This window comes from Pseudomonas sp. BO3-4 (genome assembly GCF_034044115.1).
GTDB classification, from domain to species: domain Bacteria; phylum Pseudomonadota; class Gammaproteobacteria; order Pseudomonadales; family Pseudomonadaceae; genus Aquipseudomonas; species Aquipseudomonas alloputida.
The window spans coordinates 3,188,575-3,204,188 of the sequence record NZ_CP139018.1 but is presented as its reverse complement, the minus strand read 5'-3'; the positions used below and the strand labels follow the sequence as shown (position 1 = coordinate 3,204,188).

The 15,614-nt window shown below is 61.1% G+C and carries 15 protein-coding genes; 8 read left to right on the top strand and 7 right to left on the bottom strand.

Annotated features, from left to right (window positions below; all coding sequences use genetic code 11):
* Nucleotides 1-22 precede the first annotated feature (22 nt).
* Both REH59_RS14920 and fnrC read right to left on the bottom strand, forming a co-directional pair.
* On the bottom strand, nucleotides 23-1,261 hold the full coding sequence (locus tag REH59_RS14920; protein ID WP_004577375.1) for an MgtC/SapB family protein: 1,239 nt from the start codon (nucleotides 1,259-1,261) through the stop codon (nucleotides 23-25).
* Complete coding sequence (fnrC, locus tag REH59_RS14915) at nucleotides 1,246-2,067, bottom strand: Crp/Fnr family transcriptional regulator FnrC (RefSeq protein WP_014861992.1); 822 nt, start codon at nucleotides 2,065-2,067, stop codon at nucleotides 1,246-1,248. The genes REH59_RS14920 and fnrC overlap by 16 nt, the downstream gene beginning before the upstream one ends.
* A 539-nt stretch (nucleotides 2,068-2,606) precedes the next feature.
* On the opposite strand from fnrC, the gene REH59_RS14910 reads away from it, so the two are divergent.
* Nucleotides 2,607-3,533 (top strand): universal stress protein, encoded by a 927-nt coding sequence (locus REH59_RS14910; protein ID WP_004577372.1) that lies wholly within the window; start codon nucleotides 2,607-2,609, stop codon nucleotides 3,531-3,533.
* A gap of 29 nt (nucleotides 3,534-3,562) precedes the next feature.
* Here REH59_RS14910 and REH59_RS14905 read toward each other — a convergent pair whose 3' ends face one another.
* On the bottom strand, nucleotides 3,563-4,111 hold the full coding sequence (locus tag REH59_RS14905) for a GNAT family N-acetyltransferase (protein WP_014861991.1): 549 nt from the start codon (nucleotides 4,109-4,111) through the stop codon (nucleotides 3,563-3,565).
* Between the two features lie 182 nt (nucleotides 4,112-4,293).
* Here REH59_RS14905 and REH59_RS14900 point away from each other — a divergent pair, with 182 nt between their 5' ends.
* The 4 genes from REH59_RS14900 to REH59_RS14885 all read left to right on the top strand — a co-directional run bounded on the left by REH59_RS14900 (nucleotide 4,294) and on the right by REH59_RS14885 (nucleotide 7,999).
* The gene (locus REH59_RS14900) at nucleotides 4,294-5,220 is read left to right on the top strand and encodes a universal stress protein (protein ID WP_004577371.1); all 927 of its coding nucleotides are present in this window, start codon (nucleotides 4,294-4,296) and stop codon (nucleotides 5,218-5,220) included.
* Nucleotides 5,211-6,578, top strand: a complete 1,368-nt coding sequence (locus REH59_RS14895; RefSeq protein WP_004374564.1) for an MBL fold metallo-hydrolase RNA specificity domain-containing protein — start codon at nucleotides 5,211-5,213, stop codon at nucleotides 6,576-6,578. The genes REH59_RS14900 and REH59_RS14895 overlap by 10 nt, the downstream gene beginning before the upstream one ends.
* A gap of 20 nt (nucleotides 6,579-6,598) precedes the next feature.
* Nucleotides 6,599-7,243, top strand: coding sequence for a hypothetical protein (locus REH59_RS14890; protein WP_232435460.1), 645 nt, complete (start codon nucleotides 6,599-6,601; stop codon nucleotides 7,241-7,243).
* Between the two features lie 63 nt (nucleotides 7,244-7,306).
* Entirely contained in the window at nucleotides 7,307-7,999 is a 693-nt protein-coding gene (locus REH59_RS14885) for a phosphoribosyltransferase (RefSeq protein WP_014861990.1), read from the top strand.
* A 47-nt stretch (nucleotides 8,000-8,046) separates the two neighbouring features.
* Here the strand turns inward: REH59_RS14885 and REH59_RS14880 are convergent, their stop codons facing one another.
* Together REH59_RS14880 and REH59_RS14875 are read right to left on the bottom strand one after the other, a co-directional pair.
* Nucleotides 8,047-9,414, bottom strand: coding sequence for an erythromycin esterase family protein (locus REH59_RS14880; RefSeq protein ID WP_012052287.1), 1,368 nt, complete (start codon nucleotides 9,412-9,414; stop codon nucleotides 8,047-8,049).
* 59 nt (nucleotides 9,415-9,473) lie between these two features.
* Complete coding sequence (locus REH59_RS14875) at nucleotides 9,474-10,043, bottom strand: GNAT family N-acetyltransferase (RefSeq protein ID WP_004374572.1); 570 nt, start codon at nucleotides 10,041-10,043, stop codon at nucleotides 9,474-9,476.
* A gap of 224 nt (nucleotides 10,044-10,267) precedes the next feature.
* Here REH59_RS14875 and REH59_RS14870 point away from each other — a divergent pair, with 224 nt between their 5' ends.
* Nucleotides 10,268-10,999: a transcriptional regulator FNR gene (locus tag REH59_RS14870; RefSeq protein ID WP_012052286.1), complete on the top strand. Its 732-nt coding sequence runs from the start codon at nucleotides 10,268-10,270 to the stop codon at nucleotides 10,997-10,999.
* Here REH59_RS14870 and REH59_RS14865 read toward each other — a convergent pair.
* Entirely contained in the window at nucleotides 10,968-11,702 is a 735-nt protein-coding gene (locus REH59_RS14865) for a hypothetical protein (protein ID WP_014861989.1), read from the bottom strand. The two genes, REH59_RS14870 and REH59_RS14865, sit on opposite strands and share 32 nt — an antisense overlap.
* Nucleotides 11,703-11,892: 190 nt before the next feature.
* Here REH59_RS14865 and REH59_RS14860 point away from each other — a divergent pair, with 190 nt between their 5' ends.
* Both REH59_RS14860 and REH59_RS14855 read left to right on the top strand, forming a co-directional pair.
* Nucleotides 11,893-12,453 (top strand): Hsp20/alpha crystallin family protein, encoded by a 561-nt coding sequence (locus REH59_RS14860; protein WP_014861988.1) that lies wholly within the window; start codon nucleotides 11,893-11,895, stop codon nucleotides 12,451-12,453.
* 329 nt (nucleotides 12,454-12,782) lie between these two features.
* The gene (locus REH59_RS14855) at nucleotides 12,783-15,158 is read left to right on the top strand and encodes a phosphoketolase family protein (RefSeq protein WP_014861987.1); all 2,376 of its coding nucleotides are present in this window, start codon (nucleotides 12,783-12,785) and stop codon (nucleotides 15,156-15,158) included.
* 7 nt (nucleotides 15,159-15,165) lie between these two features.
* Here REH59_RS14855 and REH59_RS14850 read toward each other — a convergent pair whose 3' ends face one another.
* Complete coding sequence (locus tag REH59_RS14850; protein WP_088513168.1) at nucleotides 15,166-15,591, bottom strand: potassium channel family protein; 426 nt, start codon at nucleotides 15,589-15,591, stop codon at nucleotides 15,166-15,168.
* Nucleotides 15,592-15,614: the final 23 nt, after the last annotated feature.

Here is a 15,614-nt window from a genome sequence, read left to right as displayed (position 1 = left end):
CCAGCAGGCAGTTCTTGTGTCCCTATAGGAGCAACCCCAACCACATTGCCCCCAGGATGAGCAGTTGCCCTGGAATGAGGTATCGCGAAAAGCTGAAACCTCCGTTGCTCAAGGCCAGAACACATTTGCTCAATGTGTTCCCCGTCAATGCGAGCAACCCCGGTATGACGATTTCATTCGCACTGATTCGTCCGGCAGCGACCAACGAGGCGATCGAGGCCGTGGCCGCATGAGCATCGGCCAGGCCGCCGACGAAAGCCGCGAGATTGACGCCATTGGGGCCCAGAAGCTGAAGCAGAAATGCCGAGAACAAGGCGATGCCGGTTATTGCAGCGGTGATCGCCAGTGCTGTCCAGAGACTGAACGCGCCATCACCCGGATGTGTGGCGGATCCTCCATGAGCAGCACGCCAAGGGGCTAGCAGAAGCACGCCATACACGAGTGTGACCAGTGCCCCCAGCGCGATCGATGACCAGAAAGGGTCGAGCAAGCGACGGTCGACGATGCTCAGCACCAGTGCAAATTGGGTGATGCTGGCGAGATTGGACAATACGGCAGCGCCGGCAAATGGCCTGGCAGCAGCGCCTTGCTGTCTGACGCGGTGCGCAAGCAGGGCAATGGTGGCAGAACTTGAAGCAAAGCCCGATGCGATCGCGCTCAAGGGCAGGCCATAGCGAGGTCCCATCAGGCGCATGACGATGTGTCCTAAAGCACCCACGGCCATCAGCAAGACCACCAGGTTACAAATCGTGCGCGGGTTGAGTATGTTGTAGGGGCCTAGAAACTGGTCCGGTGTCAGCGGCAGTACCACCAAGGCCACCGTGGACAACATCAGGCCATCGCGCAGCTCTTCCTCGCTCAATTGTTGCAGCACGAAATGATGCAGTTCGCGTCGCAGCGCCAACAGCACGGTGAGCACCACGCCCACCGCTGCGGCGAGCTCAGGCTCATGAAGGCTAAGCGCCCCGAGTGTCAGCACCAGCAGCAGGGCAATTTCACTGGTCACTTCAGGGTCTTTATCGGCATGTCTGCGGTAGTGCATGCAGAGCATCAGCACCAGGCCCAGACTCGCCACCGCGACCAGCACCGCACCGGCCAGCAACATGCTGACGTAGCCCAGCAATGCAGTGATGGCGAAGGTCCTGAGCCCGGCGGCCGCGTGGTCTTCGTTACGCCCCTTCTTACGCTCGCGCTCCAGCCCCACCAGCATGCCAATCCCCAGCGCCACAGCGCCGTGGCCAACATTCAAGGCGTCGAGCATGGTGCCTTTAGCGGGACCTTGGCCTCACATTCCCCGCCACCTTGTTCCAGTGCCATGAGTGCAGGCATATCGAGAATTTCTACCAACCTGCCATGCAGGTCGACGATACCCAGCGCGCGCAGACGGGCGACGGATCGGCACACGGTTTCCAGGCGTAACCCCAGGTACGAAGCCATGTCTTCACGAGACATGCGCAACATGAAGCCATGGGCAGAGTAACCGCGGCTGACGAAGCGCCTGGAGAGCCCCACCAGGAAGCTGGCCAGCCGCTGTTCTGCTGTCAGGTTGCACAGCATCAACACGCGCCCGTGCTCACGCACGATCTCGCGGCTCATCAAGCGATTAAGGCTCTGCTGCAGCTCCGGAAACTCACGCGCCAGGGTTTGCAAGCGACGATAGGGGACGGGGCAGACTTCGCTGTCTTCCAGGGCAATGGCGTCACAGACATGGTGCTCTATGGCAATGGCATCGAGGCCGAGTACATCGCCCGGCATCCAGAAGTTGATCACCACGCCTTGCCCCTCGGCGGTGTTCAGGCTGGTCTTGAAACTGCCGCAACGTACGGCATAGAGCATGGTCAGCGGATCGTTGGCATTGAACAGCGCGGCACCCTTGCGAATGCGCATGCGCGGGCCTATCAAGGCCCCCAGGCAGCTGTTGTCGTCAACCGGCAGACCAGTGGGGAGGCACAGGCCGCTTACCCGGCAATCCATGCAGTGGTTCACCAGCGGTTTCAGGTGAATAGGGTTTGCCTTGGACAATGCGTTGGGTGAGTCGAGCAGGGTGACCTTCAGCTGGCCAGGCATTTTCAGGCCTCCTTCGCATTTTGGAGGCCGCTTTGGGCCCCTGCGCCATGACGCGCACCGAGCCCCACGGTCACCCCGGTATGGGGCGACCAATCTGCAAGCATGTCACGCGAGTGGGGGGCATTGAGGCGGCTTGTAAGCCGTTCAACAAACCGCTCGGCTTCGGCAGCCGTCCTGAAACCCACCCGCCAGTCATCCATGTGTACCCAACAGCGTCCCTGCTCTGTGTGCTTCTCGACGTAAACGTTCATCAGGGCCTCCAAAGCATGTATCGGTAGACAATGCAGAATGAAGGCGTCCCTGCCGGCAGTGCAGGTGAAACTCAGGGCGGTGTCGCCATGGCACGCCTGCGGGGCCTGAAGTGGCTGTGATCTGGGTACAGGGTGCGCCGGCGAAGTCCCGAGGTATTGATCCGCGTCAAGTTCTTGCGCCATGGGCAATGCCACTGGTCGGTAGGTGCCTCCAGTTGATAAACATCAAGTTCGCAACACGTAGGTGACAGATGCTTTACGTACGTATCGCAACCTCAGAGGTGTGCCATGGAAACTCCGCAAAGATTGCTGCTGATCGCCTCCCCCCTGATGCGCCGAACCCCGGCCTATGACCGGGCCGCTGCGCTGGCAAAGGCCAAGGGGATGGCGCTGCACATCGTCGCTTTCGACTACGTGGAAGGGCTTGCCACGGCGGGCTTGGTGAATGATCAAGCGCTCGCAGTCATGCGCGAGGGTTACGTGCAGCAGCACCGTGCATGGCTGGAAACCCAGGCGTTGCCGATGCGGCGCAATGGCGTCACCGTCACAACCGAGGTGGTGTGGGTGCAGCAGCCCTTGAATGAGATCCTGATACACTTGCGTGAGCAACCGTTTGCCATGCTGATCAAAGAGCTTGAGCATGAGCCTTGGTGGATGCGCGCAATGTTCACCTCGCTGGATATCCAGCTGCTGCGCGAAACGCGAATACCCTTGCACTTGGTACACAAGGCCAGCCATGCGTTGCCACGCAGGATTCTGGCGGCGGTGGACCTGTCCAGGCCTGAGGATCAGTTTGAAGGTTTCAACGACCAGATCATCAGCGAAGCGCTGAAGCTGACCTTGCAGTGCAATGCCCAGATCGAATTGCTGTACACCTACGACCTGGGTTCCATGTACCTGGACGCCGGCGGCAGCCGGGAACATTCGTTCCTGTTCGATTCGAACCGTGCCCAGACCTTGCATGACGTTCAGAGCGCTGCCTTCCAAGAGCTTGCCGAACGCAACGGGATCGCCGTCGAACACCGCCATATGCGCATCGGCGACCCGGCAAAGGCCCTGGCCATGTTCATGGATAACAATGATATCGACGTATTGGTCATGGGCAGTTATCACCACCATGGCATCGGCTGGTTCATCGGCAGTACTGCCGAGCGCGTTTTGCATCGGTTGTCCAGCAGTGTGCTGGTGATTTCTCCAGAACGCTCCAAAGGCTGAAGCACAAGGCCCGCAAGGGCCTTGTTTTTTCAAGGCCGCAGGTCAAGTTCGTGCAGGATCTCGCTCACATCCCCGCCAGGGTATCTTGAGGTGAAGCCCAGTGCCTTGACCAGCCGGTGCATGCCATAGTTGCTGGCCAGATCCCTGGAGACCATGCACTGAAAGCCATTGCGTCGTGCGGCTTCAATCAGGTGTTGCATCAGGCGCTTGCCCACCCCCTTGCGCTGCCAGTCTTCGCTGACCGCCACTGCACATTCGCACCGCGGACTACCAGGTATGCCTGCATAGCGGCTGACGCCGATTTGTTGCAATTGACCGTCTACATGAACCAAGGCGACATAGGCCATGCGCTGGTGATAGTCCACGGGCATGTCTTGCGTGTCCAAGCTAGGCAAGCCGCCGCTGAGCCCAGCAATGAAACGAAAACGCCGTGATTCATAAGCGATGGTGCTCAGAAAACGCTTGTCCCGTTCGCGGTCTTCCTCGCGCAGTGGGCGGATCAGCACCGCCGAACCGTCCTCGAGGTTTTCGACCCAGTGTTCGCAGGTCTGTGGCTGTGCTGTTTGCTGCCCGTTCATGACGCCTCCCGTTGCTTGATCAGTACCTGGTGCAGCCGTTTTAACGTGGCGGGCCGTTTCGGTTCTGACAATCATCAAGTTCAGCCTGGGTAGCGGTTTTCTGATCTGCATCAAGCAGCAGCGATCCTGCGCGCGGAATATCGTCAGCATCACACCCACTCACGAAAGCGCGGAGGTTCACCATGGGGCAATATCGACAATTGCTGGTGCTGCTGACCGAGGTAGAACCGCATTCCGCCGCTTTGCGCAGAGCCCTTGCCTTGGCGCATGTCAGCGGCGCCAGCGTGCATGTACTGGGCTTGTTCGAGCCAAGCGAGGAGCACCTTCTGCGCGAAGAGCGGCTGAACGAGGCCGATATCAAGCGCCAGTACGAGCACTATCGCGCTCAGTTGACGGGATTGGTCGAGCGGCATCGCGGCAGCGGTATAACGCTGACGGTCGACAGCCTGAATGCGGAGGATATCCGCAGCCAGGCGATCGATTACATCAGTGAACTGCAGCCCGATATGGTCATCAAGGACAGCGAAGCCGCATCGGCCCTGGTGCGCGTGTTCGGCACCCCACTGGATTGTGCGCTGATGCGAGGTTTCAAAGGCGTCAGCCATTTCGTGCCGGCGGGGGCCATCTCATTGCCGCGGCGTGTGCTGGTCGCAGTGGATACGGCGTTCAGTGAGACGCCTGCCGTTCAGGCGTGCTTCAATCGTGGTCTGGTTCGTGCTGCCCAGGCGCTGGCGTTGCAGTGTGACGCGCACCTGCATCTGCTATCGGCCTACAACCTGGCAGGGGTATTTGCCTCGGACATGAATGTCACCCAGGCGTGGATCGACGAGATGCGCGAGGCACTGCAGGAACCTTTCGAAGCGCTGGCCGATGCCGAAGGCGTCGCGCCTGACCGCCGACATTTCATGGAAGGAGGCCCGGTACAGGTGATCCGTGAACAGGTCGCAGCCCTGGACATCGACGCGGTGGTGATGGGCGTGGTGCAGCCCAAAGGCCTGGACAAACTGTTGGGAGACACCACCGAGCGTATCGTCAGCCGCCCACCGTGCAGCGTGCTCGCCGTTCATCCCCAAATAGCCGAAAGTTGGGAGCCTTGGCCATGCAACTGACATTTCTTGGCGGCACCGGCACCGTGACCGGCAGCAAATTCCTGTTGACCCGTGACAGCACGCGGGTATTGGTCGACTGCGGACTCTTCCAGGGTTTCAAGCAACTGCGCCTGCGTAACTGGCAGCCACTGCCCCCGGCGCTGCGGGCGCTCGATGCGGTGGTGCTGACCCACGCCCACCTTGACCACAGTGGTTATCTACCGGTGCTGGTTCGGGAAGGCTACCGCGGGCCGATCTACGCCACGCCGGCGACGTGCGCCTTGGCGGAAATCCTCCTGCTCGACAGTGCACGGCTGCAGGAAGAGCAGGCCGAACATGCCAATCGCCACGGTTACTCCAAGCATGCGCCGGCGCAACCGCTCTATACCGAGCAGGATGCCAAACGTGCCCTGGCACTGTTTCGGCCCGTGGCGTTACATCAGGTGACCATGATCGCGGAGGGCATGGAGTTACTGTTGCGTACCGCCGGACATATTCTGGGGGCAGCCACGGTCCAGATCAGCGCCGAAGGGCAGACCGTGCTGTTTTCGGGTGACCTCGGCCGCCCTCAGGATCCGATCATGCGTGCGCCTGAGCTGGTCAGGACGGCGGACGTGCTGTTGATCGAGTCTACCTATGGGGACCGCCAGCATCCCGCCGAATCGACCGAGCAGTACCTGGCCAAGGTCATCAACGAAACGCTCCTGCGCCACGGCATTACCCTGGTACCCTCGTTCGCCGTCGGCCGTGCCCAACTGCTCATGTATTACCTGTACACGCTCAAGCGCGACCGGTTGATCCCTGATGTCCCGGTCTACCTGAACAGCCCGATGGCCACCGACGCCACCGCCTTGTACCAGCAGTACCGTAGTGAACATCGGCTGACCGCAGCCGAGTGCGCCGCCATGTGCAGAGGCACGCACATCGTCCGGACAGTCGATGAGTCCAGGCACCTGGACCAGCTGCGCGAGCCCGCAGTGATCATCGCCGCCAGTGGCATGGCGACCGGCGGACGGGTGCTTCACCACCTGAAGGCGCTGGCCCCCAACCCACGCAACAGCATTCTGTTCTCGGGCTTTCAAGCCGGGGGGACGCGGGGTGCCGATATCGTCGCGGGCGCCCACAGTGTGCGGTTGCACGGCGAGGATGTGCCCATCCGTGCACAGGTGCATGCGATGGAGAATCTTTCTGCGCACGCCGATGCCGATGAAATCATGGAATGGTTGCGCGGGTTCACCCGGCCACCCCGTCAGACCTATGTCATTCATGGTGAGCCACACGCTGCCGACACCTTACGGCGGCGAATCAGCCTCGAACTCGGCTGGCAGGTGTGCGTGCCTGAGTATCAGGAAACGGTTGCCATCGACCCTGTGCGCTAGCCGGGCGCGGGAGGTGAATCATGAGTACACAAGCAAGGGCGAAACTGCGGGCCTGGTTGCACAGGCCCAGGGGCAGCCTGGGTTGGATCGTGACCATCGTCGCTTTACTCGTCGCCGCGTCCGTCTATCGCGCCTTGAGCGCTAGCTGGCGCATGCCCATGCGTGATCCGGCGGTACTCCTTGGCCTGCTGGCGTTGAGTGTCGCGCTGGGGTGGGCGGTGCAGCGGGGCGTCAAGCGCACGGTCGGCAAGGCCATTTTCAATGGCCAGCAGACGGGTTGGCAGGCCAGGCTGGCGTTGCTGCGTTCAATCACCCGGGAATCGAACACGTTGATAAGCGTGTTGCTGCTCCTGGTCCTACTCGGTGCTGGCACCGTGTGGCTGGCGGGGCGCTCCGTGGCGCAGATCGTGGAGAATTGCACGGCCAACCTGCAGGCCCAGGTGGAGGTGCCTGAGGATGACAAGCTCGCTGCGCTGGTCGGCAAACCCGTGTGCACGTGCCTGGCACAGACCTTTCTGGAGCGCAATGGGGTGCTGCGCCTGGCCCTGTTCGAAACGCCCATGCAGGAAGTGAGCGGTCTGAAGGCGCTGACTCCCGCTGATGAGCAGCGTTGCCTCGCGCAGTTCGACCTGTTGCCCGAGGCGGGGCGTGCAGCCACGCCTTGAAGCCATCAACGGCTCCATCGGCAGCTGAAATGACCGGCGCCCATCGCGGCGCGGGAGGTGTTCATGTCCCATGATCTTGCCTTGCCAACTGTGTTTGTCGACCGTACCCAGGCTGGACGTTGCCTGGTAGAGCCACTGGCCCGGTATGCCGGCAGGCCCGACGTGATCGTGCTTGCACTGCCGCGTGGTGGTGTTCCGGTGGCCTATGAAGTCGCGACTGCCCTCAACGTTCGCCTGGACCTGCTGATGGTGCGCAAGCTCGGTATGCCGTTTCATCCCGAGCTCGCCATGGGGGCGATAGCCAGCGGCGGAGTAACCTTCCTCAATGACGACATGTTGCGGGCCTATCCGGTAGATCGCGCGGTGTTCGATGCCGTGGTTGCCAGGGAAACCGAGGAACTGGCGCGGCGCGAGCGGGCTTACCGGGGAGGGCGGCCAGCCCAGCAACTCAAGGATCAGGTGGTGATTCTCGTTGATGACGGCCTGGCGACCGGTGCCACGATGAGGGCGGCGATACAGGCTGCACGAGCCCAGTCACCGGCGCGAATCGTCGTCGCCGTCCCGGTCGCACCGCCAGAAACGCTCGAAGCGCTGTACGGTGAAGTGGATGAGCTGGTGTGCCCGCGTGTGCCTGAGCGGATGGTCTCGGTTGGCTATTGGTACCAGGATTTCCCGCAGACGTCGGACGAGGAAGTCATGACGCTCATGGGGCAAGCTGATCAGCAAGCACTTTGCCGGAGTGCCCCCCATGACTGAGCGCAGGGTTGAAATCCGCACGCAGACTGATAGCGCTTCGCCGAGGCTCATACACCAAATGGATAGGTTTCGTCCTCAGGCTCAAGGTGCTGTTGTTTCGGCAAGGGCAGGGCAGTCACTGGCTGGGTCTGTTCGAACCAGAGCAGCGCATCGAACTGCTCGGCCAGCACCGCCTCGAAGTAGTGGCTCAGCCGTTCGCTCTCGGGGCGATAGATGACGCCGATGGCGCGTTCGAGTAGCGCCGTGGACAACACATGGCGCAACGCCTTGCGCTGTGGGTCGCGCCAGTCGCTCAGGCTGGCTGGCACGCCTGCGAGGCGGAACTGGTGCTCCCAGCTGTCGCTGCGCGAAGGACGGATTTCCTTGATCTGCATGTCGCCGTCCCAGTCATCGGCGGCGGCCACCTGGCCGCGGTCGGTGGCCATGCCGATCAGCACCGCGTCGTGCCCGAAAGCGCTGCGGCAAAGCTGGCCGATGGTGAACTGGCCTTTCCAGCCCATTTCCGTGGCTCCGGCATTGCCGATGTGTGAATTGTGTGCCCAGACCACGGCCTTGGCGTGGGGACCACGGTGTTCCAGCAGTGCGCGCAAGGTATCGAACATGTGCCGGTCGCGCAGATTCCAGGAAGCCGTCGAACCTCGGTAAATGGCGCGGTAGTACTGTTCCGCAGCGATGATTACACGGGCGTTCTGCGTTGCGTTGAAGAAGGCTTCATCATTGCGGACAAGCCCTGACAGTTGCTCGGCGAGCATGACATTCAACTGCTGGATCACCGGTTGCTCACAAGGCATGACGCCACCGCGCTCGACAAAGTGCCCGTACAGCGCGGGGTCGTCCTGCCAAGGCGTCAGGCAACCGTAACGGCGGCGGGCTTCATGGGCCAGATGCGGATCGACCCGGTCCAGATAGGCCAGGACTTCATGGATGGAATTGCGCAGGCTGTAGACATCCAGGCCGCGGAATTCCACGCGGTGGTCGGTGGGCAGCAGGCGGTTGTGCCCGTGAAGCCATTGGGCGAAGGCTTTGACTTCGCTATTACGCCACATCCATGTAGGAAAACGGCTGAAAATATGGCGTTTCCACGCCGAGTGCGCCAAGCCTCGGACGTACTGATCGACATGCCCGGCATCCGGCCAGTCAGCCTCGACAGCAACGATGTTGAAACCATGCTGTTCGATCAGGCGCCGGGTGATCGCCGCGCGGGCGCGATAGAACTCACTGCTGCCGTGGCTTGCCTCGCCCAGCAGGATGACGCGCGCGTCAGCATAGCGGTCGAACAGCGCTGCGAATGCCGGCGTATCCAGGTCCGGCAAAGGTTCGGCGTACTGATGAAGCACCGGGGCAATATCGGCAGTGTCGACCTGATACTGCTTGCCGTAGAGTTTTTCCATCAATGTCTTCGAAGGGCCGCTCATGGAGAGCCTCCCGTAATCGGGCCGCCGCGCATTGACCCGTCAGTGCGACGGCCCAGGGTTCAGATCAGGGAGAGCCGGTGGATGACCTGGCTGGGATCATCCGGGTCAGCGACGGTGGTGAACCCCGCCGCTTTGGCCAGCTCGCGCATCGCTTGGTTGGCTGCTGCATCAACCGAATACATCTGCCGCAAGCCCTTGGCCCGGGCATGGTCGACCAGGTGCTTGAGCAGCAGGCGACCCAAGCCATGGTGCTGCCAGCTGTCCATGACGGTAACGGCACACTCGCACTCGTCCTTGCCGCTAGCAGTGGCGTAGCGGGAAATGCCCACTTCCTGCAATTCGCCATCCACGTGGGCAAGGGCGACGTAAGCCGCCTGGCGATCCTGGTCGACCTTCATCAGCTGGTCGAGCATGGCTTCACCGGGCTCCCTGAGCTGGCACAGGAAGCGGAAATGCCGCGATTCGGGCGACAGCCGTTCGATGAAGGCTTTTTCGCGTTCTCGGTCCTGGGCTTGCAAGGGCCTGATCAATACGTGAACGCCGTTTTCAAGGGCTTCGATCCAGTATTCACCCGAAGGTTTTGGGAACGAAGGCGTTTTATGCTCACGGGAAGTCTCGGCGGGCGCCATGGCAATGTCCTCTGTGTCGAATGAACAAGGAAGTTCAGTTTCGGCAGCGGGCCCATCGCTGACTTGACAGTTGTCAATTGCTTCCCACATGACTTGTCAAACCGATAGAAAAAAGCGGGTATAGCCGGGGATAGCGTCCGACCCTTGGTCGGACAGACCGCTAACGTTTAGTGGAACCGCTAACTTCAATAGATACACGCCTGCAAAAAAGCAGAGGCATCATCATGTCAGGCCTTGCGGAAATGGGAGCAAAGCTCCAGGTCAAGTGCCTTGCGTGCTCGTTGAGCCGGCTTTGCCTGGCAGCCAGCCTCAGTGCCGACGAAGTGGCCAAGCTGGAGCGAATTGTCCGCCGTAACCGGCCGTTGAAGCGGGGTGAGTACCTGTTCAAGGCCAATGAACCCATGGAGCACGTGTATGCCTTGCGCTCCGGGGCGATCAAGAATTTTCTGCTCGATGCCGAGGGCACCGAGCGGGTGACCGGCTTTCTCCTGCCGGGGGAAATGCTCGGGCTGGACGCTATTGGTGCCAGTTGTTACCGAAGCTTTGCCGTTGCCCTGGAAATCTCGCTGGTCTGCGCCATCAGGCTGGACCAACTGGTGGACCTGTCCGGCCAGATTTCAGGGCTGCGCTATCAGTTGCTGCACATGCTCAGCCTGGGGATCCAGGGCAAGGACGAGCACCTGCGCTGCTGCCATGGGCGTGCCGAACAGCGGTTGGCGATCTTCCTGCTGGGCATGTCCGCGCGTTACCAGGCGCGAGGCTTGCAGGCTGATGTGTTCAACCTGCCCATGTCCCGTGGTGATATCGCCAACTACCTGGACCTCACGCAGGAAACGGTCAGCCGACTGTTCAGCCGTTTCGTCCATGCAGGTTTCATGCTGTGCGCCGGGCGTGAGGTCAGGCTCATCGACATGCAAGGCCTGGTCAACCTGACCCGCCTGGAGGAGCCCACTTGAGCGCGGCAAGCACCCGGTCATAGCGTTGCACAGGCCAGCTTTCGGGGGAGTGCCCCACCCAGATCGGGCGTGACACATGGTCTGTGCGTATCCAGATACGCTGCGCGGCTACGCCAGTTTGCCAGCACAACCGTGCCACTTGGCGCGCCACCTGTGGCGGCGCGCAACAGTACACCGTGTCCGGGCGGAAAGTGGTCAGCAAATGCCTGGTCTGCCACCAGCCACTGCTGTAGTCACGCGACAATGGCGACAGTGCCGACAGCCAGGTTCGACAATCGTCTGGCAGCAGTTCGGCCGCAATGCCGTCATGTGACAGCTGCAATTGTAACCAGGGCAGCCAGCAGCGAATCTCATCCAGCGCACCCAACAACGGCAGCAGGCCGTCGGCGCGACTGATGGCCAGCAACCTTGTGCTTTGCAGGGGCAACGGCCAAGCGCTGCCAAGCGGCCCGGAATAGTCGAGCAGCTCCCCCGCACGGCCCAAGGGCTGCGCGCTCTGGGTGCTGACGATAAATTGCCCGGCCACGCCAGGTAGGGTCACGTAACTGCACGGCCAGCACTCGGTACGACCACTGAGCACGCAGTACTGGCCAGCCATTGCCTCGCCGCATGGCTGGCTGCAAAGGGCCAGGCGCACGAATTGCTGGATGCCCAGGCCGGGCAATGTCTGGAGCAAGCGAACGCTGGCACCCTCGCGGTCCATGACTGCCTCGCACTGTAAGGATGACTTGCTGTAATCAGCCTAGACCGTGGGCAATCCGGCACTTTGATCAGGATCAAACCAGCGGGCGGCAGGGACTTCACGTTGTTGATAAAGGTCAAATGGGCTGCTGCCCCACGGCGCATGATCGAAGCGTCTCCCTGGGAGGCATTACTCATTCGAGGAGGTCGCCATGTCAGAAGTTGCCAAGAAAGTGCCTGTTACCCCCGCCGCCCCCCAGCCAACCAAAGCTTCGCCGCCCAGCGTCGAACCTTCGGAGCTGTGGCGGCCCTTCCAGCAATTGCGCCATCAGATCGACAGCCTGTTCGAGGATTTTGGACGGCGGCCGATGCGCATGCCGTTCAGCCACACACCGTTCGATGTCGAACCTTTCTGGCGGCGTGACCTGTTCACCCACGGCATGCCGGCCATGGACATCAGCGAGCTGGCCGAGGAGTACCGCATCAGCGCCGAGTTGCCTGGCGTGGACGACAAGGATATCGAGATCAAGCTCGTCAATGGCAACCTGTTGATCCGCGGCGAGAAACAGGAAGAAGTGGACGAAAAACGCAAGGCATATCACCTGTCCGAGCGCCATTACGGCAGCTTCGAGCGGGTTTTCCAACTGCCCCGTGAAGTCGACGCCGAGAAGATCAACGCTCAGTTCAACAAGGGCGTGCTGCTGGTGCACCTGCCCAAACGCGCCGAAGCCATCCATCCGGAAAAGGTGATTCCGATCAAGAGCGGTAAATGATCACCCATCCTCACCGCATCGAGGAGCAAGGAGGCTCCGCCTGTGGAGGTAGCACATGATGTCCATTGGCAAATACTGCAACCGGGACGTGGTCATCGCACCACCCGGTATCTCCATCTATGCCGCGGCGCGCCACTGTCCGACGCATTCCGGTCGTCGATGATCTCGGTCTGCTGGTCGGAATCGCCACGGCGGACGACCTGATGGGCCTGCTGTCGGACCACCTGTACGAACTGTGACTGCTGATCCGTCAACAGAGCCGGCGGGAGGAAGATCTTCGCGGCGAAGACCTTTGAGCGCCCCGTGCGCGATTATGAAAGGAGGCTGGCATGAGTGATTTCCCCGGTACTGAAGAGCTCGAAAGCCTGGATGCCTATTGGCGGGCGGCGAACTACCTCACCGTTGGCCAGATCTATCTGCAGGGCAATGCCTTGTTGACCAGGCCCTTGACCTTGGCCGATGTCAAACCTCGGCTGCTGGGCCACTGGGGGACTTCCCCGGGGCTCAACCTCGTCTATACCCATCTGAACCGGTTGATTCGCCAGTACAGCCTCAATGTGCTGTTTGTCACGGGGCCTGGCCACGGCGGTCCTGCCCTGGTCGCTCAGGCATACCTCGACGGTACCTACACCGAGCTCAACCCATCGGTCGAGCGCAACGCACTTGGAATGGCCCGGCTCTTTCGGCAGTTTTCCTGGCCTTATGGCATTGGCAGCCATGTCGGTCCCCATGTGCCTGGCTCAATTCACGAAGGGGGCGAACTGGGCTATTCGCTGGCCCATGCCTATGGTGCCGCCCTGGACAATCCGCAACTGATCGTGGCGTGCGTCATTGGTGATGGTGAGGCCGAAACCGGGCCACTGGCTGCCAGCTGGCACTGCAACAAGTTCCTCAACCCCGCCCGCGACGGCGCGGTGCTGCCCATCTTGCATCTGAACGGTTACAAGATCGCCAACCCCAGCGTGCTGTCGATGATCAGCGAGGAGGAGCTGACCAGCCTCATGTATGGCTATGGTTATGATCCGTATTTTGTCGAGGGTGACGAGCCTATGGAGGTCCATCGCGCGTTGGCCAGGACGCTGGATGTCATCTACGAGAAGATCAGCCAGATCCAGCGCCTCGCGCGGCATGCCGAAGACCCGAAGGTGGTCGACAGGCCCTTGTGGCCGGTGCTGATTCTTCGTACCCCCAAAGGGTGGACGGGGCCCAGGTACGTGGATGGGCAACGCGTAGAGGGCACCTGGCGGTCCCATCAGTTGCCGTTGGCGGACCTTGACAAACCGCCGCACCTGATGCAGCTGCAACAATGGCTGGAAAGTTACCGCCCCCATGAGCTTTTTGACGCACAGGGTACGTTGTTGCCTGAGTTGGCCGCGCTGACCCCAACTGGCCGGCGACGCATGAGCGCGAACCCCCATGCCAACGGCGGTCTCTTATTGCGGGCCCTGGATTTGCCGCACTACGCCGATTACTGCGTGCCGATGCCGGGCCCTGGTCAGGTGCGGGCCGAGGCGACCAGAGTGCTGGGTGGTTATGTACGCGATGTCATGAAGAACAGCCTTGCGTCGCAGAATTTCCGCCTGTTCGGCCCTGACGAAACGGCGTCCAACCGTCTGGATGCGGTATTTGAGGTGACCGACAAGGTGTGGCTGGATGCTCGGGCCAGCGATGATAGACACCTTTCGGCACAGGGGCGGGTCATGGAGATCCTCAGTGAGCACATCTGCGAGGGCTGGCTTGAGGGGTACCTGCTGACGGGCCGCCATGGCCTGTTTTCCTGTTACGAAGCTTTCATCCATATCGTCGATTCGATGATCAACCAACATGCCAAATGGCTCAAGACAGCTGCCGAGGTGCCTTGGCGCAAGCCGATCGCCTCATTGAATATCCTCCTGACTTCGCATGTCTGGCGGCAGGACCATAATGGTTTCTCGCACCAGGACCCGGGCTTGCTCGACCTGCTGGCAAACAAGAAGGCCAACCTTGCGCGGATCTATCTGCCACCTGACGCCAACTGCCTGTTGTCGGTGGCTGAGCATTGCCTGCGCAGCCGTGGGTACATCAATGTGATCGTTGCCGGCAAGCAGATGGAGTGGCAATGGCTCGATTGCGAAGCGGCCGCCGTGCACTGCCAATCAGGTATAGGGCGCTGGGGCTGGGCCTGCCATGATGACGAGATGCCCGAGGTGGTGCTTGCCTGCGCGGGCGATGTGCCGACACTGGAGGTACTGGCGGCGGTTACACTGCTGCAAGAGCAGGCTCCAGACGTGCGTGTGAGGGTGGTGAATGTCGTTGACCTCATGGCGCTGCAACTGTCGCAACAGCACCCTCACGGGCTGTCCGACAGCGATTTCAACGGGCTGTTTACCGAAGATCGACCGGTCATCTTTGCCTTCCACGGCTATCCGGCGCTCATCCACCGCCTGATCTACAAACGCGCCAATCCGCAACGGTTTCATGTCCGGGGCTTTCGCGAAGAGGGCGCAACGACCACGCCATTCGACATGGCAGTCATCAACAATCTGGACCGCTACCAGCTGCTGCTCGATGTGTTCGAGCGCGTGCCACGTTTGCAGCCCCAGCTCGAACAGGCCCGCGCCCGCTATTGGGCCACGATGGAGAAGCACAAGCTCTACCTCATCGAACATGGCGAAGACATGCCTGAAGTTGCGCAATGGCGCTGGACATCAGCGTCGCGTGCCTGACCCCGCCTTACTTGGCCTTCCAGTACTTCTGCATTTCCAGGAACAGGAACGAGGCGGTCCAGGTGATCAGCACCAGGCCCGTCAGCGCCTGCAGGCCGGTGAGGTACTTGAGGTGGCCAGTGGGGGCGATATCGCCGAAGCCTATGGTGGTGTAGGTGGTGAAGGAAAAATACACGCAGTCCAGGAAACTGCCGTCGAAATTGCCGCTGAGCGTGCCCCAGCCTGGGGCATGGGCCATCAGGTAATAGGCCAAGGCAAAACACCACACCTCCAGGGCATGGGCCAGCAGCGCGCCGAACACGCCTGCGACGATGCGAAAGCGGCTCCAGAGCTTGAGCCGAGGTAGCCAGTCATTCAGGCGCAGCAGGCATTCGTAATGAATGATCACCACCAGGATCACCACCAGCATATTGATCAGCGTGACAAAGAGCATCGCAGGTACCCTGGCCAGGATCG

Excerpts from the sequence above, each read along its gene's own strand:
- REH59_RS14920 (WP_004577375.1), bottom strand. The coding sequence starts at position 1,261 with ATGCTCGACGCCTTGAATGTTGGCCACGGCGCTGTGGCGCTGGGGATT.
- fnrC (WP_014861992.1), bottom strand. The coding sequence starts at position 2,067 with ATGCCTGGCCAGCTGAAGGTCACCCTGCTCGACTCACCCAACGCATTG.
- REH59_RS14910 (WP_004577372.1), top strand. The coding sequence starts at position 2,607 with ATGGAAACTCCGCAAAGATTGCTGCTGATCGCCTCCCCCCTGATGCGC.
- REH59_RS14905 (WP_014861991.1), bottom strand. The coding sequence starts at position 4,111 with ATGAACGGGCAGCAAACAGCACAGCCACAGACCTGCGAACACTGGGTC.
- REH59_RS14900 (WP_004577371.1), top strand. The coding sequence starts at position 4,294 with ATGGGGCAATATCGACAATTGCTGGTGCTGCTGACCGAGGTAGAACCG.
- REH59_RS14895 (WP_004374564.1), top strand. The coding sequence starts at position 5,211 with ATGCAACTGACATTTCTTGGCGGCACCGGCACCGTGACCGGCAGCAAA.
- REH59_RS14890 (WP_232435460.1), top strand. The coding sequence starts at position 6,599 with ATGAGTACACAAGCAAGGGCGAAACTGCGGGCCTGGTTGCACAGGCCC.
- REH59_RS14885 (WP_014861990.1), top strand. The coding sequence starts at position 7,307 with ATGTCCCATGATCTTGCCTTGCCAACTGTGTTTGTCGACCGTACCCAG.
- REH59_RS14880 (WP_012052287.1), bottom strand. The coding sequence starts at position 9,414 with ATGAGCGGCCCTTCGAAGACATTGATGGAAAAACTCTACGGCAAGCAG.
- REH59_RS14875 (WP_004374572.1), bottom strand. The coding sequence starts at position 10,043 with ATGGCGCCCGCCGAGACTTCCCGTGAGCATAAAACGCCTTCGTTCCCA.
- REH59_RS14870 (WP_012052286.1), top strand. The coding sequence starts at position 10,268 with ATGTCAGGCCTTGCGGAAATGGGAGCAAAGCTCCAGGTCAAGTGCCTT.
- REH59_RS14865 (WP_014861989.1), bottom strand. The coding sequence starts at position 11,702 with ATGGACCGCGAGGGTGCCAGCGTTCGCTTGCTCCAGACATTGCCCGGC.
- REH59_RS14860 (WP_014861988.1), top strand. The coding sequence starts at position 11,893 with ATGTCAGAAGTTGCCAAGAAAGTGCCTGTTACCCCCGCCGCCCCCCAG.
- REH59_RS14855 (WP_014861987.1), top strand. The coding sequence starts at position 12,783 with ATGAGTGATTTCCCCGGTACTGAAGAGCTCGAAAGCCTGGATGCCTAT.
- REH59_RS14850 (WP_088513168.1), bottom strand. The coding sequence starts at position 15,591 with ATGCTCTTTGTCACGCTGATCAATATGCTGGTGGTGATCCTGGTGGTG.